The 23,116-nt window shown below is 54.8% G+C and carries 21 protein-coding genes; 6 read left to right on the top strand and 15 right to left on the bottom strand.

The features are described 5' to 3' along the window. Nucleotides 1-3: 3 nt before the first annotated feature. The 7 genes from EYC98_RS02300 to EYC98_RS02270 all read right to left on the bottom strand — a co-directional run bounded on the left by EYC98_RS02300 (nucleotide 4) and on the right by EYC98_RS02270 (nucleotide 6,212). Entirely contained in the window at nucleotides 4-1,527 is a 1,524-nt protein-coding gene (locus EYC98_RS02300; RefSeq protein ID WP_279243688.1) for a WS/DGAT/MGAT family O-acyltransferase, read from the bottom strand. 101 nt (nucleotides 1,528-1,628) lie between these two features. Further along, nucleotides 1,629-2,657, bottom strand: coding sequence for a zinc-dependent alcohol dehydrogenase family protein (locus tag EYC98_RS02295; protein WP_279243687.1), 1,029 nt, complete (start codon nucleotides 2,655-2,657; stop codon nucleotides 1,629-1,631). 137 nt (nucleotides 2,658-2,794) lie between these two features. After that, nucleotides 2,795-3,142 (bottom strand): putative quinol monooxygenase, encoded by a 348-nt coding sequence (locus tag EYC98_RS02290; protein WP_279243686.1) that lies wholly within the window; start codon nucleotides 3,140-3,142, stop codon nucleotides 2,795-2,797. 133 nt (nucleotides 3,143-3,275) lie between these two features. Next, nucleotides 3,276-3,572 carry a P-II family nitrogen regulator gene (locus tag EYC98_RS02285; protein WP_279243685.1) on the bottom strand — a complete coding sequence of 99 codons (297 nt, stop codon included), beginning with the start codon at nucleotides 3,570-3,572 and terminating at the stop codon, nucleotides 3,276-3,278. Next, the gene (locus tag EYC98_RS02280) at nucleotides 3,569-4,552 is read right to left on the bottom strand and encodes a sodium-dependent bicarbonate transport family permease (RefSeq protein WP_279243684.1); all 984 of its coding nucleotides are present in this window, start codon (nucleotides 4,550-4,552) and stop codon (nucleotides 3,569-3,571) included. The genes EYC98_RS02285 and EYC98_RS02280 overlap by 4 nt, the downstream gene beginning before the upstream one ends. Beyond that, complete coding sequence (purE, locus tag EYC98_RS02275) at nucleotides 4,549-5,043, bottom strand: 5-(carboxyamino)imidazole ribonucleotide mutase (RefSeq protein WP_279243683.1); 495 nt, start codon at nucleotides 5,041-5,043, stop codon at nucleotides 4,549-4,551. Before purE ends, EYC98_RS02280 begins: the two co-directional genes overlap by 4 nt. Further along, on the bottom strand, nucleotides 5,043-6,212 hold the full coding sequence (locus EYC98_RS02270) for a 5-(carboxyamino)imidazole ribonucleotide synthase (protein ID WP_279243682.1): 1,170 nt from the start codon (nucleotides 6,210-6,212) through the stop codon (nucleotides 5,043-5,045). The genes purE and EYC98_RS02270 overlap by 1 nt, the downstream gene beginning before the upstream one ends. Before the next feature lie 490 nt (nucleotides 6,213-6,702). On the opposite strand from EYC98_RS02270, the gene nhaR reads away from it, so the two are divergent. The 4 genes from nhaR (at nucleotide 6,703) to EYC98_RS02250 (ending at nucleotide 10,382) form a co-directional block, all read left to right on the top strand. Then, a complete protein-coding gene (gene nhaR, locus EYC98_RS02265; RefSeq protein WP_279243681.1) occupies nucleotides 6,703-7,635 on the top strand; it encodes a transcriptional activator NhaR in 933 nt (310 codons plus the stop codon). Between the two features lie 184 nt (nucleotides 7,636-7,819). After that, complete coding sequence (locus EYC98_RS02260; RefSeq protein ID WP_279243680.1) at nucleotides 7,820-8,362, top strand: DUF2058 domain-containing protein; 543 nt, start codon at nucleotides 7,820-7,822, stop codon at nucleotides 8,360-8,362. Between the two features lie 91 nt (nucleotides 8,363-8,453). After that, complete coding sequence (locus EYC98_RS02255; protein ID WP_279243679.1) at nucleotides 8,454-9,473, top strand: Coq4 family protein; 1,020 nt, start codon at nucleotides 8,454-8,456, stop codon at nucleotides 9,471-9,473. Nucleotides 9,474-9,608: 135 nt separating this feature from the next. Beyond that, on the top strand, nucleotides 9,609-10,382 hold the full coding sequence (locus EYC98_RS02250) for an SDR family NAD(P)-dependent oxidoreductase (protein WP_279243678.1): 774 nt from the start codon (nucleotides 9,609-9,611) through the stop codon (nucleotides 10,380-10,382). Nucleotides 10,383-10,416: 34 nt separating this feature from the next. Here EYC98_RS02250 and EYC98_RS02245 read toward each other — a convergent pair whose 3' ends face one another. Next, complete coding sequence (locus EYC98_RS02245) at nucleotides 10,417-10,845, bottom strand: hypothetical protein (RefSeq protein WP_279243677.1); 429 nt, start codon at nucleotides 10,843-10,845, stop codon at nucleotides 10,417-10,419. 200 nt (nucleotides 10,846-11,045) lie between these two features. Here EYC98_RS02245 and EYC98_RS02240 point away from each other — a divergent pair, with 200 nt between their 5' ends. Both EYC98_RS02240 and EYC98_RS02235 read left to right on the top strand, forming a co-directional pair. Beyond that, nucleotides 11,046-12,221: an acyl-CoA dehydrogenase family protein gene (locus tag EYC98_RS02240; protein WP_279243676.1), complete on the top strand. Its 1,176-nt coding sequence runs from the start codon at nucleotides 11,046-11,048 to the stop codon at nucleotides 12,219-12,221. 14 nt (nucleotides 12,222-12,235) lie between these two features. Then, complete coding sequence (locus EYC98_RS02235) at nucleotides 12,236-13,351, top strand: acyl-CoA dehydrogenase family protein (protein WP_279243675.1); 1,116 nt, start codon at nucleotides 12,236-12,238, stop codon at nucleotides 13,349-13,351. Here the strand turns inward: EYC98_RS02235 and EYC98_RS02230 are convergent. From EYC98_RS02230 to EYC98_RS02200, 7 genes are all read right to left on the bottom strand, one after another. Next, nucleotides 13,337-15,715 carry a putative bifunctional diguanylate cyclase/phosphodiesterase gene (locus tag EYC98_RS02230; protein ID WP_279243674.1) on the bottom strand — a complete coding sequence of 793 codons (2,379 nt, stop codon included), beginning with the start codon at nucleotides 15,713-15,715 and terminating at the stop codon, nucleotides 13,337-13,339. The two genes, EYC98_RS02235 and EYC98_RS02230, sit on opposite strands and share 15 nt — an antisense overlap. Before the next feature lie 193 nt (nucleotides 15,716-15,908). Further along, nucleotides 15,909-16,880, bottom strand: coding sequence for a MerR family transcriptional regulator (locus EYC98_RS02225; protein WP_279243673.1), 972 nt, complete (start codon nucleotides 16,878-16,880; stop codon nucleotides 15,909-15,911). A 167-nt stretch (nucleotides 16,881-17,047) separates the two neighbouring features. After that, nucleotides 17,048-19,129 (bottom strand): TonB-dependent receptor, encoded by a 2,082-nt coding sequence (locus tag EYC98_RS02220; protein ID WP_279243672.1) that lies wholly within the window; start codon nucleotides 19,127-19,129, stop codon nucleotides 17,048-17,050. A gap of 448 nt (nucleotides 19,130-19,577) precedes the next feature. Then, on the bottom strand, nucleotides 19,578-20,186 hold the full coding sequence (locus EYC98_RS02215; protein WP_279243671.1) for a hypothetical protein: 609 nt from the start codon (nucleotides 20,184-20,186) through the stop codon (nucleotides 19,578-19,580). Nucleotides 20,187-20,260: 74 nt separating this feature from the next. Then, nucleotides 20,261-21,499 carry an alginate export family protein gene (locus EYC98_RS02210; protein WP_279243670.1) on the bottom strand — a complete coding sequence of 413 codons (1,239 nt, stop codon included), beginning with the start codon at nucleotides 21,497-21,499 and terminating at the stop codon, nucleotides 20,261-20,263. Between the two features lie 82 nt (nucleotides 21,500-21,581). Beyond that, nucleotides 21,582-22,547 carry a sugar phosphate isomerase/epimerase family protein gene (locus EYC98_RS02205; protein WP_279243669.1) on the bottom strand — a complete coding sequence of 322 codons (966 nt, stop codon included), beginning with the start codon at nucleotides 22,545-22,547 and terminating at the stop codon, nucleotides 21,582-21,584. A 27-nt stretch (nucleotides 22,548-22,574) separates the two neighbouring features. Further along, entirely contained in the window at nucleotides 22,575-22,988 is a 414-nt protein-coding gene (locus EYC98_RS02200; protein WP_279243668.1) for a DUF1761 domain-containing protein, read from the bottom strand. Between the last annotated feature and the right edge of the window lie 128 nt (nucleotides 22,989-23,116).

Here is a 23,116-nt window from a genome sequence, read left to right as displayed (position 1 = left end):
AGTTTAAGCGGTTTTACCGCGGCTCTTGCCACGTTTTTTGGCGGCAGACGCTTTGGGCTTGCTGCCTGTAGTAGCTTTTTTACTGACGCTATTGCTGCGTCGCTTGCGGACGGGTTTGGCGAGTCCGGCAACATCCTCAAGCTCCGTCAGTGCGTCCTCCAGGTGATCGATCATACGCTGAATCTGAGGCAGTGAACGACGGCAGGCGACGATGCCGAAGTCCAGACTCTGATGATAACTGACCAGCGTGATATTCATGGCGAAGCCATCGATGATAATGGATGCGGGGTAAATTCCATCCAGGCGCGCGCCATTCCAGTACAGCTGCTCGCGCGGTCCCGGCACGTTGGAGATGACTGTGCTGAACGCGGGAAATTGTGCAGCCAGGCCCAATATCGATGTGAGCAGGGCTGGGACCTGAGTCAATTGGAAAAAAATGCTGGCTTCGCGCGGGGTCATGCCCTTCAATAATTCCTTGCCCGCCGCCATCGATTTCTGAATGGCCCGCACCCTGTGTTCAGGGTTGGCGATATTGGTCGCCAGGTCAGCGGTGATAAAGCCAACTGCGTTACCAGCGCCATAGTCGTTTTTGTCGCGCAGTGATACTGGTGCCATAGCTTTCAGTGAATGTTCCGGTAATTCATTGCGACTTTCCAGGTAGCGCCGCAGGGCGCCTGAGCACATGGCCAGTACAATATCATTGACGGTTCCGTCCATCGCCTTGCAGACGGCTTTGATGCGCGCGAATTCCCAGGACTGCGCTACAAATCGTCGCCCCCCGGTGACTTTGGTGTTGATCGAGGTTGCCGGTACGTTGTGCCAGGGTACTGCCAGATTGCCGCTGCGGCCAAAGAAGGCGCCACCGAAGCGGCGCAGTGCGCTGAACAGATGGGTTGAGGTATCAAATTGCTGCTTAAGTGCTTCGGCTACATTCCGCAGTTCCTGATCTTTGGGTACTACGCGGCGCGATGGTTTATTCGGGATAGAGCCCAAAAAACGATCATAAGCACTCTGTGACATCGGCAGATCATTGGTATAAAAGTCCGGGTCTGGCGAGCAAATACCCTGGGTTAGTTGCATTGAACCCACCCCATCAATGGCTGCATGATGCATCTTCATATAGACCGCGAACTGGCGCTTGCTCAGACCTTCAATCAGGTGCATTTCCCATAGCGGACGGCTGCGATCCAGCAGGGTGCTGTGCAGTCGTGAAACCAGCTCAAATAATTCGCGATAGCGGCCGGGTCTGGGCAGGGCCGAATGGCGCACGTGGTAGTCGACATCAAAGTTCTGATCCAGCTCCCATGACAGAGGCCCCAGCGGCCCGGCTCTGCCAGTGGCGACAAACTCGCCGAAGGGTGCACGCATTTCGCCGGCGCTGATCGAACCTATCTCCAGAGCTTCGACAAATTCTCTTTCACTGACACCCGGCGGCAAAGTATAGAGATTGACACCACCCACGTGCATCGGTGTTTCGCGGCGTTCCGCATACAGGAAGCCAGCATCTGCCAGATCAATTCGTCGCATAATGGCCTTTTCCCGTTTCTCAGTCCTGCCTCCAAGATAGCGCTAGCCCACCCTTGTTGCCACTGACCTCGATCAACCCTGGTGGGATTAGCAGTGCCGGATTATTGCATCAGCAGCACTTTGCCACCGCGTACATGCTGGTGCTTGAGGTCGACCAGTGCTTGATTGGCGTCTTGCAGTGAATAGCAGGTGACCTCGGGCGCCAGCGCCAGCGTACTGGCCAGCGCCAGAAATTCGCTGATGTCTGCGCGCGTTACGTTGGCAACTGATTTGATACTCTTTTCCATCCATAAATGCTCAGCGTACTGCAAGCTTGCCAGCTGTTGTTTATCGGCGTCCTCTTTGCGTATGGCATTGATGACCAGGCGCCCGCCAGGAGCCAGTTGGTTCATGGCCGCTACCACGGGTAGCCAGGCCGGGGTGGTATCGATAATGGCCGCCATTAGCGCCGGGGCCTGATCAGTGGTGTTACCGGCCCAGGCTGCGCCCAGTTCCAGGGCAAACTGCTGTTCTTCAGGGCGCCTGGCGAAAACGTAGATCGGAGAGTCAGGATATTGGTGGCGCACCATTTGCAACACAAGGTGGGCGGATCCTCCGAATCCGGTCAGTCCCAGTGGCTGACCGTTTTGTAGTCCGCTCAGTTTTAGTGAGCGATAGCCTATAGCGCCAGCGCAGAGCATGGGCGCAGCGGCAACATCGCTTATATCATCCGGTATTGGGTGAGCCATGGTCTCGTCGATCACCATGTAATCGGCGTAACCACCATTGATGTCGCGTCCGGTCGCCAGAAAGTCCGCGCAAAGATTTTCCAGCCCGCCTCGGCACAGCTTGCAGGTACCGCAGGCGCCGCCAATCCATCCGACCCCTACTCGTTGGCCGCATTGATGCAATTGGGCATTGTCTGCTCTGGCGACTACTTCGCCAATCACCTGATGGCCTGGAATGACCGGCAGGTATGGCGGCGGAGTGCGGCCTTCGATTTCATCGAGCTCGGTGTGGCAGACGCCACAGGCACTTATCTTCAGTAGCACCTCACGCCCCTGTGGCTCAGGAGTTGCCACCTCAGCCAGTTGCAGTGGAGTAGATGTTGGACTTACATCGCCCAGAGAATGCAATCGCATAGCTTTCATAGTCGGTCACTTTAGCATCTGAGCCGGACTCATTGGCAGTGAGCTAATTGCCGGCCGCGCCGGCTAATGTCTACAAATTGTGTATCACACCTGCGGCCCTGTTGACCGCGTAGGTGGTGGCCAGGCCTGATGAATATTCAGTCTTGAAAGAATGCCAATTTTTTCTCGCCGTTGGGACCATAGACTGACTCGTCGCGTTCAGCGAGATAGGCGCGGTTGGCACTTTCCAGAAATCCGCTCTCCGAGAGTACTTCTACCATGCGTTGATAATTAGGGTGATCGAAGTGAGCTGCCAGCGAGGCGCTGTCTTGCCATAATTCATAAACCTGAATGCGAGTTGCGACAGCTGGATCTGCAGCAAAGCAGTAAGCGTGGCAGCCCGGTTCCTGTTCGCGTGTCGCCAATTGCACGGCGGTGCTGTTGGTGACCGCAAGATCGCGATCTTCCTGGTTGGCAAAGCTGATGGCTGCGACAACGATGATCATAAAGACTCCCTGATTCTGATTGATGTTGCGGTTTCGGCTCAGCGGAGACCGCGTGCCTAACCGCACAGATTATGCAGTACAGTTTAGGGGATTTGGGCGAGTGGGGGTAAGCCCTTTTGTGCGGGGCCAGCTATTAGTGGCGTAGCCACTCGGCTGCAGAAAGCAGGCATACTCCGCCACTGCGCGATAGTAAGGGTCGGAGGCCCGCTTTGAGCGACTCGATGATTGTGTCGTCGTCGCAGGCAATAATAAACAGGCAGTTACTGGAGTCACCCGCCAATTCGTCGCCTCGGCGGGTACCACGGTCGCCCTCACCACGGATATCAGGTATCAGTGTATATCCGGGGGCCCCCACTTTATGCAGCAGGTCAATCACTTGACCAGAGACAGATTGCTCAACAACGATTTCGATTCTAGTGCATTGTTTCATAGCGTCCACCTTACCAGGGCATGGTAGAGAGGTATGCCGACCAGTATATTGAGAGGGAAGGTAATGGCCAGCGACATCGGTAAGTAGCTACCTGGATTGGCTTGCGGCAGTACCAGACGCATCGCAGCGGGTACGGCGATATAAGACGCACTGGCGGCTAGTACGATCAGCAGTAAGGCGTCGCCTTCATCAAGGTCCAGCGCGCTGGCAATACCCAAGCCGAGCATGGCATTGAGCAGTGGCAGCACCAGCGCCATGGTAATTAAAATGCTCATGGCTTTGCTTCCAGCGTTGCGCAAGTCCTTGATGCGTCTGGCTGCCACGATACCCATGTCCAGTAGGAACAGGCAGAGAACCCCGAGGAACAGATCCTGAATGAAACTGCTGATCTGGGACATGCCTGCAGGACCCGTTATCCAGCCGATGATCAAGCTACCGACAATGAGGAAGATGGAGCCGTTGAGGCAGGCTTCGCGCAACAATTGGCTCCAGCTGAAGCTGTCGTCATCGTCGCCGTCTGTAAGAGCATATTTCCGGTAAAGCAGCAGGCCGACAATGATGGCTGGTGACTCCATTAAGGCCATCGCGGCGACCATGTGGCCGCCCCAGCTAATGCCACTGACGTCAAGGTAGCTGGTCGCTGTTACAAATGTGACCGCACTTACCGAGCCATAAGTCGCAGCGATTGCTGCCGCATCGGCGATGGGGATACGGTTACGCAGGAACATAAAGGTGTACAACGGTACGACCGCGGAAAGCACCATAGCGGCTCCCAGAGTCAACACTATCTGAGTGTCAAAGGGGGCTACTGCCAGTGCCACCCCGCCTTTGAAGCCGATCGCGAAGAGCAGGTAAAGCGATAGGAATTTGGCTATCTGGTTGGGGATTTCCAGATCGGAGCGAGCAGCAACTGCTAGTGCACCGAGAAAGAAGAATAGCAGCGGGGGCGAGCTTAGATTGGAGAGAAAAGTATCAATCAAAGTTTGGATACTTCTTTGCTAGAGGTCTTATTGGTCGCCACGGCCGCGGCCAGGGACTGCTTGTACTCATGGAGTCTGATGCGCAGCGCAGGGTCAGCGACCGACAGTATCTGAGCCGCCAGAATGCCGGCGTTGGTTGAATTGTCGATCGCAACCGTAGCAACCGGGATACCCCTGGGCATTTGCACGATGGATAACAGTGCATCTTCACCCTTCAGGCAAGTGGCACTGATAGGCACGCCAATAACTGGCAGTACTGACAGTGAGGCAGCCATTCCCGGTAGGTGAGCTGCACCACCAGCCCCGGCAATAATCACGTCCAGTCCACGCGCTTCGGCAGTGCTCGCATACTCGTGCAGGCGCTCCGGGGTGCGGTGAGCGCTGACTATTTCCATTTCCCAGTCTACTTGCAGCTGGTCCAGAATATCAGTGCTCGCTTGCATAGTGGGCATGTCAGATTGACTGCCCATAATAATCCCAACTTTACCCATTACGCTGCGTACTCCCCAGATTTTCCCGGCAGTCCCTCGAGTGCGCGGCTAGCCTGCCATGCGGCCGCGCTGATGCTGTCAGCCGTGGCAGTAATATGACCCATTTTACGGCCAAAGCGGCCAGTAGACTTGCCGTACCAGTGAACGGCGGCAGAATCCTCGCTGCGTAAGTAACTGACCGGACGATACGGGCAGGCTTCGTCGATACGGTTTTCGTAGAGTATGTTGACCATGGCCGAGGGCCGCAGCGAGCCTAACGGTGCCAATGGTAGTCCGGCTACTGCCCTGATGTGTTGCTCGTATTGTGACACTGTGCAGGCGTCCATAGTCAGGTGGCCTGAATTATGGACTCTGGGTGATATCTCGTTGATGATCAGCTCATCTTCAGCGGTGAGGAAGAACTCGAAGGCAAAGACACCAACTTCCTGCATCGCGTCCAGCACCCGATTAACGGTTGCTTCGGCGCGCTCTGTCAGGCTGTCGGGAATATTGGCGGGTGCCAACACTTGCTTGAGAGTATTCAGTTCATGATCAAAATCCATCGCCATGGCAGGGTAGCAGCTGATGGTGCCATGCTGATCGCGCATGCCGATCACAGCTAACTCGGTAAATGACTCCAGTTTGGGCTCGAGCACGCTGGGTTCCAGCCACAGCTGATCAATCTGCTCTGCTGAATTAATAATTTGCACACCGCGACCGTCGTAGCCGCCGCAGCGCAGCTTTTGGACCAGGGGGAAGCCACATTGATGGGCACGGCGCTGCGCATCTGCAGGACCGCAGGTAAATTGGCCGGGTAGTGTTGGGAAGCCGTTTTGCTGTAGCCAGGTTTTCTGGAGACCCTTGTCTTTAAGCATGAACAAGGTTTCAGGATCCGGGTGAACCTTAACCCGCCCCTGGCGTTGCGCCGCGGCGAGTTGCTGCAACACATGATTAGGTATGTCTTCTTTTTCGAAGGAGATAACGTCAGAGGCTTCGATTAACTCTTCGATAGTGTCGCTATCAATCAAGGGTGCCAGAATCACCTGATCGGCCTTGAAGCCAGCAGGTGAATCAGCTGACTCAGCCACGATGCAGGTGTGTAGGCCCAATTTCGCTGCGGCGTCGCAAAGGTATAGGCCCAACTGGCCGCAGCCGATGATACCGATTCTGGCTTTGTTTATGGTACTCACAGAGCCCCCTGCGAGAGCCCTTCTCTGAGCGTCAGCATTATGGTTCATGCCAAAGTTCCAATGCCGGTCAATACTAGCAGTAGCAGGGTTACGACGTCGGCGGTGCGTGCACCGAGTAAAGAGGATGTATCGATACTTCTACGCCGGTCTGATGTTGCTTTCATGCCTGTTGCTCCGCTGTATAAGATCTAGTGACGACAGGAACAGAATATAGATATCTAAAGCTCGTACAATTCGAATATTATGGCGTATAAGTAAGATATTATCGAATTTATGAATAATCGTATTTATCGACTTTTAATCCCGCTCAATGCGAAGCGTTCGAGTTATTGGACTTTTTTTGAATTGGTGTTTCACTGAGTGAAGCATTGGTATTTGGAGCTTGGTCATGAACGACAAAACGGTAATCCAGTTAAAACACGATGTGGCTGGCTGATTTTGGCTAGTGCCAGCACGCCAATATTGGCAATTTGATACAGGGAACGATGTAATGAGTGATGACAGTTCATGGGAGTCATCCCGCGCGCGACACCTCAACTATAACCACTTACTGTATTTTTGGACCGTGGCCCGGGAAGGCAGTATCGCCAAGGCGTCTGAATTTCTGCATCTGACGCCGCAGACAATCAGTGGGCAGATCAAACAGTTGGAAGCAAGCATAGGCAAGCCGCTATTTCGACGAGTGGGTCGTAATCTGGCATTAACGGATACCGGACATTCGGTGATGCCTTACGTGGAAGAAATCTTCTCTCTCGGCGGCGAGTTGGCGCAGCGAGTACGTAGTGAAGAGCACGATCGCCCCACCACGCTTAACGTCGGCATTGTGAACTCTATTCCCAAACTGATTGCCTTTCGAACGCTAGAGCCGGCCATGTCGATGGAGACACCTGTGCGCATGGTGTGTTGGGGGGGTGACCTCGATTCAATGCTGGCAGACCTGTCCGTGCACCGGCTCGATCTAGTGCTCTCTGACCGCCCGGTACCGTCCGGCATCAACGTCAAGGCCTACAGCCATTTACTAGGAGAGAGCGGTATATCCTTCTTTGCTCACAAGAGCATTGCTCGAAAGTACACTCGCGATTTCCCGAAATCACTGGATCGTGCCCCGATGTTACTGCCGGTCTCTTCCGGGGCACTGCGCCGTAGTCTTGACGACTGGTTTGCCAGTCACAATGTGGTGCCGCAGATTTTGGCGGAGTTTGATGATAGCGCATTGATGAAGGCGTTCAGCGAAGCGGGAAATTCTTTGTTTGCTGCGCCCGATGCGATTGCCGACGAGATTGAGCATACTTATGAGGCACGTCGCATCGCTTCCGCAGAAGGCCTGAACGAGCGTTACTATGCCATCTCTGCTGAACGTAAGCTGAAGCACCCTGCGGTATTGGAAATTACTGAGAGAGCCCGCAACACTCTGTTTGGTTAACGGAATATATGTGGGTATCTTCTGGCGGCCGACGCGTTGAGATTGCCAGCGATACTGGACTGTCGACGATTGATTGGCATAGGTGCGTTGGTCTTGGAGGCAGCCCTGATGCTAGACTGACTGTCACTAGCCGGAGTGGCCGGCGAGAATTCAATCGCACAGCAAATCGATAGGTGCCAGACCAGTGAGCTCACTTCAAGATCAACTCCTTAAGGCTGGCCTGGCCGATAAGAAAAAACTACGTCAGGCGAAAAAGGCCAAGCAAAAAGCCGACAACTTGCAGCAACGAAGTCCGCAGCAGCAGGCGGATTCCAGTCGTGACCTTGCTGAGCAGGCGCTGGTTGAAAAGGCCAATCGCAGCCGCGAGTTATCCCGCGAGCAAAATGCCGCCGCCGAGCTTAAGGCCGTGGCGGCGCAGGTACGTCAACTCATTGAGCTGAATCGAGTGGCGCGTCACGGGGCCGAGATTTCTTACAATTTTGCTGATGGTAAGCATATTAAGAAGTTGTATGTCAGCGACAAGATGCAGACTCAGTTGGCCAACGGGGTGCTGGCTATAGCGCGGTTGGGAGAGGGTTATGAAATCATTCCTGCTGCCGTTGCCGACAAAATCAGGCAGCGTGCTGAGTCGGCGATTGTTGTTCAGAACGCGGTCGCAGATAGTGCCGAGCCCGCTGACGATGATCCGTACGCCGATTACAAGGTGCCGGATGACCTGATGTGGTAGGAGGATGTCTGGGTGCAGCAGAGATAAATCCAGTCTAGAATAAGAAAGCGCGGGACCTGCGGGTTCCTGCTACAGATGATGGAGGCGCAAGATGCTAGACAGAGCTAAGTTTCAGCAACTAGTCGTGCAACCGGATATGCAGGCGCTGGCGGCGGCGGTGGTACTCGCCAAGCAGGGTCGGTTCGAGGGGCGCGAGGTTATTACGGCCGCGATGGCATGGGCGGCCTACGCATGCCCTGCAGCGACTACTGCGATCTACGACACTATTGCCAACAGCTGGCTGGGTAATGGCGACGTTGCGCCGCTGCCCGCGGACCTGGAGGTCGCTCCGCTGGAGGATAGTTTCTGGGAGGCGTTCTGGACCGTGGTTGATGGCCAGGATTATGATGCTATTTCAATCACAGTTGCAGTTGCTGCCTTAGCCGGCGCACTGCATCCGAGTATGGAGCAGATTAGTGAAAACGCAGCGCGGGCGCATCCGGGCGCCGCTGCAGCGCTCATTAACGCAGTACCCGGTCGGACTGATATCGATGTTCTGGCTGCAAACCCCGAAGGCAGTCTCGGACGTACTCTCTATCGAATGGTTGTCGATAACGGCTATGACCTGGAGGTTCTCGATCGTGAGGCCATTCAGCTGGGTGAATTGCCGCAGGCACTGCAGTACCTGAATGTGCGCATTCTGCAGATGCATGATGTCTGGCATCTTGTCGCCGGTTATAGCACCAGTGGTTCCCATGAAATTGCCATCTCAGCGTTTCAATTAGCTCAATTCGGACACAACTATTCCGCTATGTTCTTGGGCGTGGGAGCGATGATGAGCCATGCCTCGCAGCCGCGCGCTTTTCCAATCCTTATGCAGCTGATGATGGAAGCCTGGCAGCACGGACGGCAAACGCCGGTGATGATGGATATCGAGTGGGAGCAGGAATGGGCGACTGATATACCTGCGCTTCGCCAAAAGTATGCGATAGAACATTATCGCAGTGTGTTGCCTCAGGACTTGCTGGAAACCGCAACAGAGGCATCGTTCTGGCGCAAGCTTGGCCTGGGCTTGAAGATGGCGCGCTACAGTCGACGTCTGCGCCGCGGCGGATATTTGCGTGCCGCCTGACGGGCCTGCTGCGACAATCGATTGATCTTGCTACTGCCCCGGTTCTGCTTGAGCTTTATGCGCAGGTACTCCCCCCGTTTACAACGACCATTTAGTGGGTCGTGATTTCTATCTGACTACGCCAGAGGATTTGCCATGAACAACCTATTTGATATGAGCTCCAAGGTCGCACTGGTGACCGGATCTACCAAGGGCATCGGTAAAGCTATTGCTGAGCGCATGGCAGAGCATGGCGCCAAAGTGGTGGTCTCCAGCCGCAAGGCCGATCTGTGTGATGAGGTGGCTGCGAGTATCAATGATAGTTGCCAGGCAGAGGTTGCCGTGGCTATCCCCTGTAATATATCAAACAAGGAAGAGCTCCAGAATTTGGTGGCCAAAACACTGGAAAAATGGGGTCGTATCGATGCTCTGGTCTGTAACGCCGCTGTGAATCCTTTTTTCGGTTCCTCAGCGGACATACCTGATGACGCCTTTGACAAAATAATGAGTGTGAATATCAAATCCAACCTGTGGCTGGCTAATATGGTGTTACCGCAGATGGTCGAGCGTCGCGATGGCACCATAACGATTGTCTCTTCGATTGGCGGAATCAAGGGCTCTCGCAATCTGGGCGCTTACGGACTGTCAAAAGCGGCAGACTTCCAAATGGCGAGGAATTTGGCGGTTGAATATGGCGGGCACAATATCCGCGCCAATGCGATTGCGCCCGGGTTGATCAAGACCAATTTTGCCCGAGCTTTGTGGGATAACCCCGACATACTCAAGGCCGCGACCAGCGGTGCACCGTTGTTGCGAATAGGCATGCCCGATGAGATTGCTGGTGCTGCGGTGTTTTTGGCCTCGCCTGCAGGAGCGTTTATGACGGGGCAGGCGTTGGTGATAGACGGAGGCGTGACCATCGCCGAGTAGGGCCGGCAATATTATTCCGCTAAAGGGCTGCTGATCAGGGTTTGATTTTCAGCGCCGCGCCGGGATTACTGGCGGTGGCGGGTAGCCGCAGGCGACTACCGTCTTCGTAGTTGATATGCACGGCAAAGTCTCGCTTCTCGCCCAAATACAAAATAATGCCGCTGCGCCCGCCATCGAGATCGTTGGTTAAATCGAATTTGACCGGTGAGGGCTGGCCGGGCTTGTCTGGGCTTTGTCCTATCACCAGAACCTCTTCAATTTCTTTGTCGACACGTGGCATTGAAAGCGTCAGCTGATAGCTGCCATCACCTTGTTCGGGGCTGACCTGCTCGACGCGGGTATCAGTTTCGGGATCGATAAAGCCTGCTTCTGGAGACATCCAGCGTGGCTGTTTTTCTGCGGCTATGGCAGCAGTCGTCAATAGTGGTAGCAGCAGCAACCCAGCAATAATGTATGATTTCATATGTACACTCCCAAGTCCTTTAACGATACACCATATGCGCGCATGGCGCTGAGCAAAATGGAGTTTTGGGAACACCAGTGCTGGTATTGAGCGCTACAGATTCCCGATAATTGAACTAGAGATGACATTCTGCCCACCATGGTGGCCGCGCTTTGGTGAGTGTGTAACAGTAGTGTCAGTTCGTTGGTTAGAGAATGATTATGCACATTGACTATACGCCAAAGCAGAAGGCCATGCGGGAGGAGATCCGCGCGTACTTCGCTGATTTGTTGCCCGCTGAGACGCAGCAGCGGATAGCTGCCGAGACCGATTATCGTGTCGCGCATTCGGTGGTACGGCAAATGGGTGAGGATGGTTGGTTGGGTGTCGGTTGGCCGCGCGAGGTTGGCGGCGGCGGGTTTAGCGCCATAGAGCAACAGATGTTTGTTGATGAGGCCAAGCAAGTTAATGCTCCCATGCCTTTTGTCACACTGAATACTGTCGGTCCCTGTCTTATGGACTATGGCAGCGAGTCCCACAAGCAGGAGTTTCTGCCGGCGATACTCAAGGGCCAAGTCCATTTTGCGATTGGTTACACTGAGCCTGGCGCAGGCACTGATCTGGCTGCACTAAGCACGCGCGCAGAGCTTGTTGGCGATCATTTTGTGATCAATGGCAACAAAATATTCACCACCAGTGCGGAAGAGGCAGACTATATTTGGCTGGCTGTGCGCACGGATCCCGATGCCTCCAAGCATAAGGGCATCAGCATATTGATTGTGCCTACCAGTGACCCCGGGTTTTCTTGCTCACCGATCCATATTCTCGACGGTCATAAGACTTATGTCAGCCACTACGACAATGTTCGCGTGCACCGGTCGCAACTGGTAGGCGAGCTGAATCAGGGTTGGAAGCTGATTACCAATCAGCTCAATCACGAGCGCGTAGGGCTGGGAGCGATGGCGCTGTCGGCGCTGCGTCTGTTGGATGAGGTGGTTGCCTATGCTCGTGAGCCGCGCGGTGCGGACGGCATTCGGCTGATTGATGAACCCTGGGTGAACGCCAATCTCGCTGAAGCACAAGCTCTGCTTGCCGCTATGAAGTTAATGAACTGGCGGATGGCATGGGACGCGGACCGCGCTCCCCTGCAGCCAGCGCCGGCCTCGGCAGTGAAGGTGTTTTGCTCAGAAAATACGGTACGCGTATTGCAGCTCTTGCTCGAGGTTGTAGGCAGTGAAGGTTTGTTGGAGCAAGGCTCACCCGGTGCCGTGCTGCAGGGCAAGCTGGATAAGGAATATAAATCTGTCACCGTCCTCACCTTTGGTGGCGGTGTCAACGAGGTTCAGCGCGAGCTGATTGCCATGTTTGGTCTGGGCATGCCCCGGCCAGTCCGTTAGGCCCTGGAGGCAGCATGGATTTTTCGTACAGTGAAGACCAGGAGTCGGTCAGGGATTTGGCGCGTCAAATTTTTTCCGACACAGTAACGATAGAGCGGCTGAAGCAGGTCGAGGCAGGCTCCGACTGTTTTGATCGTGAGTTGTGGCGTGATCTTGGCGCCGCTGGCTTATTGGGTGTTGCCATTCCGGAGACCCATGGCGGTAGCGGGTTTGGCCTCACCGAATTGAATCTGGTGCTGGAGCAGCAGGGCGCTCGCACCGCTCTGGTACCTGTTTTTGCGAGCCTGGCAATGGCGGCTGCGCCCCTGGTGGCTTTTGGCAGTGAGGTGCAACAGCGACAGCTGTTGCCGGGTCTGGCTAGCGGCGAACTAATCATGACGGGTGCTTATGCTGAGGCTGGCGCCAGCGCTGACGGAATTCCGAGCACAGTGGCCTGCAGGCAGGCGGATGGCTGGCTGCTTACGGGGACCAAAGTTGCCGTGCGCGCGGCACATCTGGCGCGCCATGCGTTGGTATCAGCACGCAGCGATGCCGGCGATGTTGGCCTGTTTATCGTTGACCTGCAGGCTGATGGCGTCACTGTCACTTCCCAACGAACGACTACCCGGGAATTCGAAGCCACCCTGACTCTACAGGATGTTGCGGTTGCTGCTGATCAGCAGCTGGGAAATCTGGCCGACGGGCAGCTGATGTTGGACTGGATTCAGTCGGTTAGTGCGGTCGCGCTGGCGGCGTTGCAGTTGGGAGTATCACGTGAAGCGCTGACGATTACTGCGGCATACGTCAGCGAGCGAGAGCAGTTTGGGCGCCCCATTGGTTCCTTTCAGGCTATCGCTCAGCGCGCGGCAGATTGTTACATTGACCTGCAGGCTATGGATTCAACGTTTATAGAAGCGACCTGGCGTCTCAGTGAAGCGTTGCCCTGCGCCGAGCAGGCGGCTATAGCGAAATGGTGGGCGTGCCGAGGTGGTCAGCGTATTGCCTACGCATGCCAGCATATGCATGGCGGCATGGGAGCCGATATCGATTATCCGGTACACCGTTACTTTTTGTGGTCCAAGCGGCTGGAGCTTGATGCAGGTGGAGGTGCCAGTCAGTTGTCGCGCCTGGGCCAGCTACTTAGAGGCTGATGGCCCGAAACTCAGCAGTTCGGCTGGTTGCGGCTTCCCGAGGTAGTAACCCTGTACCGCATGGCATTGTGACTCGCGGATGATGTCGAGTTCTGCTGCGGTCTCCACACCTTCGGCCACGACGTAAAAATCCAGTACCCTGGCCATGCTGACAATGGCCCTGACGATGGTTTCGCTGACTGAATCAACGGTCAGTCCCCGCACGAATGACTGGTCTATCTTTATCACATCTACAGGCAGGTCCTGCAATCTGCTGAGCGCGGCGTAGCCGGTGCCAAAGTCATCGATAGCAATTTTTATGCCCAGCGCGCGCAGTGCGCGTAAGGTTACCGCCGTAGACTCAATGGAGAGCACCATTGATTCGGTAATCTCGAGTTGTAGGCGTGTCGGTGCCAGACCGGTGCGCTTGAGCACAGAGGAGACCATGTCGGCGAGGTCGGGATCACGGAACTGGCGTGGTGACATGTTCACCGAGATGGTCACATCTGGGCCCGCTTCCGGGGGGAGTTGCGCCGCCCAGATGCAGGCTGATTCAAGCACCCAACGTCCGATAGGGACGATAAGGCCGGTTTGCTCTGCGACATCAATAAAATTTACGGGAGAAACGTAGCCGCGTTCTGGATGATTCCAGCGCAGCAGCGCTTCATAGGCTGTTATTGTGTCACTCGCCAGCGACGTGATGGGCTGATAGAAAATCGTGAAGCCGTCCTGCATTAAACCGGTTCTGAGCCCCTGCTCAATCGCCAGCCTTTCCTCTGCGGCTTCATTCATCGCCTGTGTGAACAGGCGATATGTATTGCGACCATGCAGCTTGGCTTGGTACATAGCGGTGTCGGCATGTTTCAGCAACATTTCCTCGTCGGCACCGTCATCTGGAAATACTGCCAGCCCGATGCTGGCGGTCAGTACATGGGTTTTCTTGCCGACAATCACCGGTTCGCTAATGGTGCGTAGCAGTTTCTCCGCCAGATAAGCGGCGTCCATGGGGCGTTTCATGCCTTGAATGATTACGGCAAATTCATCGCCACCTAGCCGCGCCACTGTGTCGCGTTTTCGCACTGCTTTCTGTAGGCGCCTAGCGGTGGCAATCAGAGTCTGATCGCCGGCCTCATGCCCAAGTGAATCGTTGATGACCTTGAATTGATCAAGGTCGCAAAACAGCACGCCGCAAGCGGTTTGGTTGCGAACGCTATCGGCGATGGCCATGCTTAAGCGATCCCTGAACAGATTCCGATTGGGTAGTCCGGTCAGCTCATCGTGAAATGCCAGATGCAACAGTTCTTCGCGGGAGGTCGATTCAACATTGGAAAGGCGCCGATTTTCGACTTGCAGCAGTCGGTGATAAACCAGAGTCATACCTCCGACTATGATGGTAATCCCCAGTACGAGTACTTCGCGCAAGGTGCGTAATTCCGGTTCAGGATCGCCGATCAGATAGAGTGCGGTGTGCAGCGCCAAGGGCGCCAGTGCATACAGCACCAAAGGGCCCATTCCCAGAGGCTCTCTGAAGCTCTGAGCCGTTTCTGATTTGGTTTGAGGAACTAGAGCGGGGCGAGTTGCGATCAGCACGGCAATGAAGGCCGCCGGCCAAATCAAGTCCAGTAACGTGCCTTCGCCCGGATCAGTCAGTATTTCCTCGTACATAAGCGCGTAAAGTAGGTCGCCAATGGTCCAGATAACAACGCCGATAAATAGCCAGTTATAGACCATCTTCCATTGGCTATTGATGCTGGTGCGCATTAGATACCAAAGCCTGACCAAACAGTACAAATCGAGCGCCACGAACAGTGCCAGCGATGAAGAGCGTAAGGAGGAGCCATGTCCACTCCAGGCTCCTGGTATTATCAGAAAGTATGCCAGCGCTCCAAAGAAAATAATAAATGTGCCGGCCCATTCCAGGCTTCTCAGTGGGTAAGTGAAAGCGTCGCGCTTGCCATGGGGATGTATCCCTAGCGCGGTGACCAGAGCCGCGTAGAAGGCAATGAAGGGTAGATTCGTCAGTAGAACCTGTGTCAATGAATTGGATGCCAGAGTGCTATCCGCTAGCGGGCCCACCGCCAGAGTGAGCAGCCAGCAGCAGAAAGCGAAGGTCAGGGCTTTCCAAAAATGTCGCTCCGAGCTATCAGTGACGAGTTTAAGGCGTTGTTGTATACCCACCAGCATTAACACTAGAAAAGTGGTGTTCGTCAGGTAATAGGCGGAACCTTCAACCCATTTGGGGGGCAGTAGGGGTGTCAGAAGGAGCAAGGCAGCCCCCAGAAAAACCAGGCATACCACACGTATGTAGGTGTCTTCCCAGAGCTGCAGATGACTGCGTGCGTCAAAGCCGGCAATGCCGTCGTTGTGCATCGTCTTACTCAGCACCGGTTGCACACTTTTGCCGCACAAGCCTGGTGAAAACGTCTTTCATAGGGCAATTTTAGCAGGCAATGCCTGTTTCAGACAGTAGCAGCATAGGCTGCACGTCACAGTTTCGAGAACTGGTGTGTGCCCATGGTGGTGCCAGGAAGGCCATGCTACAAGCTCATCGCAAGGCTCTGTTGATCCAGATTTCGCCTTAGTGGGACGCGGTTTTAGACTCCTCGAGGGCTATGCCGAGTGATTTCTCCATCAACCAGCGGGCCTGGTTGGTGTAGGCATATATACAGGAGTGAGCCGCTGCGTCGTTCCAGTTATTCACTTCGCAGTCGCGGGTGTAGGCTTCAAATTCCTGCAGAGCCTGAATGATATTGGCCAGATGCTGGCTGCAGGCACATTCAAGATGGCTGGGTGCAACGGCAATGCTCTGCAGTGCGGCAGTGTCGAAGAGGATTGGCTGTGTGCTCACCAGGTCGCCGGTGTCAGCACTGCCCTCTGCAGTTTCTAACTGGCACTGAATGTCACGTAGGATGGACGCGAAACGCTGGGTGTCCAGTTTCTCCTCAACCACGCGAATGTCCATATCAGCCAGGTGGGATGTGGTGTTCTTGCTACAGTTACTGCATAGCACCGTTATTGACAGCGTGCTAAAACGCTGCCGCAGTGATTCCAGCATTTGCAGCTGGGTGCTTCCCAGGCGCGGTGTTTCTAGCACAAGGGCGTCTATCTCCGAGCTGGAGGGGTCTATATTTTCGAGAAGCGATTCCATGGGCGCGCGCATTAACAGGGAGTCCAGACGCGACAGGCATCCGGGGTGTTGATCCAGCCATTGGCACAGAGTTTCACCGGCGAATAGATAGCGGTAGCGGCTGCCGTTTGCATCCAGGTGTTTTTGCGACACGCCCTCCGCATCTGCAAGTGCAGCCAGAGTCTTGCGCTCCAGAGTAGCGATCTCGCCAATACGGAAGCCATTGTCGACCAGTCTGCTGACAATCTGTAGGTGATCAAGATCTGTCTGCGTATACAGACGACGGCCGCTTTCGGTTTTTTGGCTGGCCCCCAGGCCGTAACGTCGCTCCCAGATTCTAAGCGTATCTGGCTTAAGCCGCGAAAGTCTTGCGACGGTGCCGATACCATAAAGGGGACGTGAATCAATTACAGGAGCGTTCATTGTGTGGACTCTTACCATGGGTTACCTGTTAGGTACGCAGTTAGGCGGCTTTTGGAGCACCAATAATCGTTCTGTCGTGTTGCTTACCTACAGTTACTGCTGTCAAGAGCCCGTCCAGGTTTACTGGCCAGGCTCTTGCGCAGCGTTAAACGCCTCGCACCGGGGCTCTAAAAGGTCACTCGTACCCCGGCTTTCACGGCTCTCCCGGCTTCGGGAGAAAAATCACGCAAGAACGATGTGGACAACCGAATTTCTTCATCAGTGATATTGTTGAATTGCACAAATAGCACAACATCCGTGGAGTCTTGGAAACCCAGTCGATAATCGGCACCCGCGTCCCAGCGAGTATAGCCCTTGGTATCCGTTTCATTGGCACCCGGCCGGTCCTGATCAGCCGCACGCAGCCCCCGCAGGTACAGACGCAGCGAGTCGTTGTCCCAGTTCAATTCACCGCGAACTCGCATTGGCGGCAGGCGCGCAACATCACCCAGTTGATCCATTTTTCCGCGCACGACGTCAGCGCCCAAGCCTAGGGCGACGCTGCCGCCCGCTAGCGAGCCGAGGGCGAATTCGCTGTCAATCTCGGCGCCTTTAAATACCGCATCATCCTGAGCATACGCCAACACCCGGGTCTCGTAGATTTCCTGTCCAGTATTGGACAGCGCAATATAGTCCTGGAAGTCGTTGTAGAAAAAAGTCAGATTCATATAGGCTAGGTCTCCCTGCCAGTGAAGACTTAAGTCCACATTACGTGACGTTTCCTGATCCAGACTTGGGTCGCCCACTTCTATAGCGCCGGTGGCGGCGTGTACGACGAATTGCTCGGGCGTCATCGCTTCAACGTTGGAATATAGCTCTTCGGTGACGGGTGCCCGCTCACTGCTGGAAACCCCCAAGCCAATACTCCAGCTAGGCGCGATATTCCAGAGCGCGCTGGCAGAAGCGCTGTAACTGTTAAAGCTGCGATTGGGCGCAGACTCAGATTGTGGTTTGCGTTGTTCATAGTCGTAGCGCAGACCGGCTTCAAAGGTCCAGTTTTCAGTGTGGTAGTCTTCCAGCAGGAACAACCCGAGTCCGTTGCTATCGGTGGGCGGAACGAATGCTTCTTCACCCAGGGCACTGAACTCATTCTCTTTGAGCTGCATCCCTATCACGCCGTGAAAGTTGGCTATTGGCGCATGTACAATTTCCAGTCGTGCCTCCCAGGTTTCGTTGTCAAAGCGTGTACCTACTTCACCATTGCCCTCGATTTCCAAGTGCTGGTAATCGGTATAGGTTAAAAACCCTCGTACTACTTCCAGTCCGCCGATCGGCTCGTGTAGGTGCAGCGCTGCATCGTAGCGGGTTTGTTCAACATCCAGTCGGATCTGTTCTGGACCTTCTTCTTCACCGTCTTCGTGCTCATCTTCGTGCTCATCTTCGTGCTCATCTTCGTGCTCGTGCTCACCGTGTGCACCAGGCGGTATACCGTATTCATTTTCGAGGCGACTGACTGCAAGACCAATAAAACCATTATCAAAGTGCCTGGCACCTCCCAGATTAAAGTTCATGGTTTCGCCGTCAGTATTGGTGACATGGCCGTAGCTTGTTTCCTCGGCCGCTTCTGGATCAGTGCTATTTTCCAGATTGATGGCGCTGCCTGGAATTTCCAGATCGTTCCAGCGTCGGTACAGCCCACTGGCGTGTAACGCATAGTCACCGTTGCCGGTTTCGAGGCGGGCGCTGATGTTGTTGAGGTCACTGGCGCTGTCGCGCCGGTATTCTATGCCGCCGGAAGTTGAGTCCAGGGCGGTAGTTGGAATGCGGTTGTCGATCACGTTAACTACGCCGCCAATAGCACCACCGCCGTAAAGCAGGGTGGCTGGACCGCGCAATATTTCGATGCTATCCGCTAGCAGTGGCTCTACCGCTATGGCGTGGTCAGCACTGGTATTGGCAACGTCTGCGCTGCTGGTGCCGTTCTGTAAAACAGTTACGCGAGCGCCCTGTTGGCCACGTATAACGGGTTGCCCTACCGCGGGCCCAAACGAAGCGTTCGCTAGACCTGGCGTGTTGGACAGTGTCTCACCAATGGTGGCGGTGGCTCCGCGTCGCAACTCCTCGCCGGACATTACTGTCACCGGGAGAGCCGTTTCAGCTGATTTTTTATGAATTGGGACCGATACGAGGACGTGCTCGATAGCGGTGCTGTTGCTAAGTGTGGGTGACGCGGCAAATGCCAGCGTCAACGCTAAATATTGTATACGCATGAGAAGCTCCAGAAAGACTGAAAAACAGGGTGTTTGTTTTTAGCAGTGTTTCCGGGGTGGGCCGCGTACATGAATGTCAAAAAATCCGGCAGTGGGAGCTTCCGCCGCGCGGCTCAAAATGCCGCTTATACTCGCTACCTCGGGTGAGGGCGCCGGTGCCTGTGCAGTGGTAATGCCAGGGCTTCCGGTTTGGCAATGCAGGCATTCGATGACATCTGAATCAAAATTGTGTTGATGACTGGCCTCTAGCGCAGGCACCAGCAACATAGCCGCTACCAGCAACGGGTAGACTAACCTAAGGAATTTGGCTTTGGCAGGTGCAGACGACATCGGGATGACTATAACATGTCAATTTTATTTTGGAAGACGGTAACTAAAGCAAGTTAAAATTTTTCCACTCTTCTGGCTGGCTCCGTAGCGCGTAAGAGGCCTTAGCGCCCACGCTGACTCAGCCACAGGGATCCAGACGCAGTGCCGCGGTTGCGGGAGTGGCCTGCTCGGAAAATAAACCGATGCCTTCAGCGAGACGTTGCACGAAATATTTTTCATGACGGCCCCGTACGATCTCGTTAACGTTGTCCAGATTATCACTGCGGGTAGCAACGACGCAGCGTTTGCGGCCGTCGCGCATGAGTATCACCGGTCCTTTCTCGAGCTGGTAGTGATCTGATTTGGCGCCCGGCATGATCACCCAGACAGCGTCTTTATGGTCTACCACCCACAGTCGCAAGTAAGCTGGCTGGCCGCCGTTGTCGCGGGCTTCGATCACAACCACTTCTTCGAGCTCCGCAAGGGTTGCGTAGAGCGCGAAAAACAGGATGATTGGGCTGGCTAGCAAAATCAGCCAGTTCAGCAGCGATGCGCGGCCCTGTTTACGAGCCAGGGGCGATAGCATTAAGCCGCCAGCCACCAGTGCCATAATGCCTGCCAGGAGATTGCCCCCTGCGGGCATGGCATAGGGCCCTGCGTGATGCATGCGTATCAAGAATACAGCGACCCCGATTAGCAATAGCACTGCGCCAAAGCAGCCGCTAAGCCAGATGCGCAAGGGGGTCATGGGCAGAACCTTGACGGTATTGCGGGTCCTGTCACTGCAACCTCACCAGGTTATTTCGTCGGTAAAGGATGTGGCTACAACTTCAATTGCAAGGTTAGCCATACCTTGTCGACATCGCTAAAGCGCTCGCTATCGCTGTCAAACCCGGCGTATGTTAGCTGCGTGGTAAAGTTGTCATTGACGGGCCATGTAGCCGATAAGTTTAGCTCGGTACCGAAGTCCTCGCTGGAGGACTCTGCGGCAAAGTCATGGTAAACCGCCATGAGTTTTACCGGTCCGGCTTTACCATTCAGCTGCAGGTAAATATCCTCTATACCGTCTCCAGGTGTACTGAGAAACTGGTCTGCCCAACCCTGAAACATATGCAGGGTAGCCAGTGGTGTGGCAAATCCAACGCCATTGTCACCGGCCAGAACCTCGTACCCGAGTTTGGCGTTAAGTCGCTCCCAGTTGCCGCCTAGCTCAGCCCGGTAGTACTCCGCCTGATAGTTGAGCTGGCTGTCGCCGGCGTCTTCCTGGCGCGCGCAGGCGGCGTTGAACGCAAGCCAACGCCAGCTGCCACTGTATTCGGCGCCCATGGTCGCACTGGAGAGGTTGACAGATTTGTCAGGCGCATAAAAGGCGATGTCGTCAAAATCCAGATGGTAGTAGTAGCCAGTCAGTTGGTGCTTTTCTGCGAATGCGTAATCCAGCCGTAATAGATGAGTCTTGCCTTCCAGCTCGGCGGGGTTAGCGCCGTCGTTGGGCCCAAAGATACGGTTGACCTGATTGACAAAGCTGTAGTCGAAATCAAGCCCCTGTAGTGGCTCCCACAGGACTCTGAAGCTATCGTAGGTTTGTTCATTCTGGCGCCAGGCGACTCCGCCGACAAAGCGCTGCGTGCCGTGCAGAATCCGTTGTCGTCCTAGCGTGCCGCTGGCCTGTTCCATGGTGTAGCGGGCCCAGAACTGATTGAAGTCGGTTCCCTCTGGATCGGCTACCACCGGGTATTGAGTATTGCCGTTCTCGGTTGAATTGTAATCGTCCCCACCGATCGAGGTTACATTGTCAAATTCCATCAGTAGTGAAATGCCAGATACTTCAGCGCTTTCGAGGGTCAAACGCGAGCGCAGTGTCGATGCCTCGGCGTCCTTATCGAACCCATCCTGGTTTACAAACTCGAAGCGGTAGCGAAAGTCGACGCTGGCCTTGCCGTCGCTAACTAATGTGGACCAGTCACTGGCATAGGCAGTTGGCGCTAGCCATATTGTTAGTAACGGCAGCGTTGCACAGACTGCCGACCTGCGAAGATAGGTTCTGGTTGTAGCGAACATAGTTTTGTATCCCATGGGTGCTTTTTTTATGACCGTTTTACCGGTGTTATCAGTAGTGTCTAAAGGCTCAGCAGCACTAAGATCAGTGTGCCGGTTTTTGCACCTCAGTTAGGTTGCGTAATAGCAGATCGCGGGTAGCTCTTATCCCGGCCTCTTCGCTAAGCCGAGAGCCCTCATACTCGATGCCAATATGACCTTTAAAGCCTGACGCTTTAACGATACCGAGCATGCGTGCAATGTCGATCGTTGTTTCCTCGCCCTGGCTATCAAAGTCATAAGTTTTAGCGCTCACGCCCATCGCCCAGGGCATTAACTCCTCGACGCCCAGGTAACGATCATATTTACGCGGCGGGAACATGGCCATAGTGAAGTTGCCAAAATCGGGCAAAGTGCCGCAATTAGGCAGGTTCACTGCTGCCATAACGCCTGCCAGCCAGGCCCCGCTGGAGGAGTGACCGCCGTGGTTCTCCACCAGAATATTGATGTTTTCCTGCGCGGCGTAGCTTGCTAGCTGGGTGAGACTGTCGACAGCGCGCTTCGCTACGTCTTCGGCATCACCCTTACCGGCGGCGTTGACACGGATTGAGTGACAGCCAAGACGTGCTGCCGCGTGTACCCATTTGTGGTGATTGCTGATTGCCAGCTGGCGCTCCTTTGTGTCGTCTCCAGCGAGGTTACCTTCGCCGTCAACCATGATCAGTAACTGGCGAATATCATGGTCCACAGCGCGTCCATTCATCTGCTCTAGATAGGCAGCATCTTCGGCCTTGTCTGCAAAAAATTGGTTTACGTATTCCACCGCACCGATATCGAGGCGGCGAGCGGTTGCTGCAAAATCTAAATGATCAAGATCGCCAGCCCACAGAGCTCGATGCAGCGACCATTGCGCGAGCGATAGCGGAAAGTCTGCCGTTGCCGAGGTCTCGGGGTGGTTAATATTCATGGCCGTGGACTCCTCCAAACCCTGCTGACATGCGGTCAGATTGATACCTGCCAGTCCCGGCAGGATGGCCCCCACTGCATAGCGGATGACGGCTCTTCGCTGCATTCTTATTCTCCTTGTGGTGGCAGGTGTTCAGACCCAGGCTCCCAGAATGGCACCCATCAGCGCCAGTTGCAGTAGTTGGTAACCTGCGTCTATCAAGTAAAGCTGCAGTGGTCTTCGTGCAAATAGATAATTGACACCAAATGTTGGCGCCACAAAAACCAGGCCCAGAAAAACCCCGAAGGCTGCCCCTGCAGCAGCACCCGAGCCCATCATCATGGCTATTTCTATAAAAAGTGACAGGAACAGAGCGAGAAACAGGTTGAGCACAAAGGCGGCGGCAAAGATCAGCTTCATATTGGCGTGGCTGATTTGCTCGTCGCTGAGCTGGTTGAGAGCCTGCCACCTTTTGCCCAATAATGGCCCGTACCAAAGCGCACCCAGGGCGAGGGCCGAGAGTGCTGCCAACAACACTTCAGGCCAGTTAAATCCGGAAAAATCCATGGCTATACTCCACTGCGTTGGGAATGACTTGGTCTGTGGCGACGCTGTCCAGTTAATAACGGTGCCGGCAGTGGTCTGCATGCGACACGCGGGCGATTAAACACAGTATACCGCCAAAGCCCTCCATA

The sequence above is a fragment of the Candidatus Litorirhabdus singularis genome, from assembly GCF_026262625.1.
GTDB classification, from domain to species: domain Bacteria; phylum Pseudomonadota; class Gammaproteobacteria; order Pseudomonadales; family Halieaceae; genus Litorirhabdus; species Litorirhabdus singularis.
This window is presented reverse-complemented; position numbering and strand designations above follow the sequence as displayed.

What these genes read in the sequence shown, in the direction of transcription:
- EYC98_RS02300 (WP_279243688.1), bottom strand. Translation starts at nt 1,527, where the DNA reads ATGCGACGAATTGATCTGGCAGATGCTGGCTTCCTGTATGCGGAACGC.
- EYC98_RS02295 (WP_279243687.1), bottom strand. Translation starts at nt 2,657, where the DNA reads ATGAAAGCTATGCGATTGCATTCTCTGGGCGATGTAAGTCCAACATCT.
- EYC98_RS02290 (WP_279243686.1), bottom strand. Translation starts at nt 3,142, where the DNA reads ATGATCATCGTTGTCGCAGCCATCAGCTTTGCCAACCAGGAAGATCGC.
- EYC98_RS02285 (WP_279243685.1), bottom strand. Translation starts at nt 3,572, where the DNA reads ATGAAACAATGCACTAGAATCGAAATCGTTGTTGAGCAATCTGTCTCT.
- purE (WP_279243683.1), bottom strand. Translation starts at nt 5,043, where the DNA reads ATGGGTAAAGTTGGGATTATTATGGGCAGTCAATCTGACATGCCCACT.
- nhaR (WP_279243681.1), top strand. Translation starts at nt 6,703, where the DNA reads ATGAGTGATGACAGTTCATGGGAGTCATCCCGCGCGCGACACCTCAAC.
- EYC98_RS02255 (WP_279243679.1), top strand. Translation starts at nt 8,454, where the DNA reads ATGCTAGACAGAGCTAAGTTTCAGCAACTAGTCGTGCAACCGGATATG.
- EYC98_RS02250 (WP_279243678.1), top strand. Translation starts at nt 9,609, where the DNA reads ATGAACAACCTATTTGATATGAGCTCCAAGGTCGCACTGGTGACCGGA.
- EYC98_RS02245 (WP_279243677.1), bottom strand. Translation starts at nt 10,845, where the DNA reads ATGAAATCATACATTATTGCTGGGTTGCTGCTGCTACCACTATTGACG.
- EYC98_RS02240 (WP_279243676.1), top strand. Translation starts at nt 11,046, where the DNA reads ATGCACATTGACTATACGCCAAAGCAGAAGGCCATGCGGGAGGAGATC.
- EYC98_RS02235 (WP_279243675.1), top strand. Translation starts at nt 12,236, where the DNA reads ATGGATTTTTCGTACAGTGAAGACCAGGAGTCGGTCAGGGATTTGGCG.
- EYC98_RS02225 (WP_279243673.1), bottom strand. Translation starts at nt 16,880, where the DNA reads ATGAACGCTCCTGTAATTGATTCACGTCCCCTTTATGGTATCGGCACC.
- EYC98_RS02220 (WP_279243672.1), bottom strand. Translation starts at nt 19,129, where the DNA reads ATGCGTATACAATATTTAGCGTTGACGCTGGCATTTGCCGCGTCACCC.
- EYC98_RS02215 (WP_279243671.1), bottom strand. Translation starts at nt 20,186, where the DNA reads ATGACCCCCTTGCGCATCTGGCTTAGCGGCTGCTTTGGCGCAGTGCTA.
- EYC98_RS02210 (WP_279243670.1), bottom strand. Translation starts at nt 21,499, where the DNA reads ATGTTCGCTACAACCAGAACCTATCTTCGCAGGTCGGCAGTCTGTGCA.
- EYC98_RS02205 (WP_279243669.1), bottom strand. Translation starts at nt 22,547, where the DNA reads ATGCAGCGAAGAGCCGTCATCCGCTATGCAGTGGGGGCCATCCTGCCG.
- EYC98_RS02200 (WP_279243668.1), bottom strand. Translation starts at nt 22,988, where the DNA reads ATGGATTTTTCCGGATTTAACTGGCCTGAAGTGTTGTTGGCAGCACTC.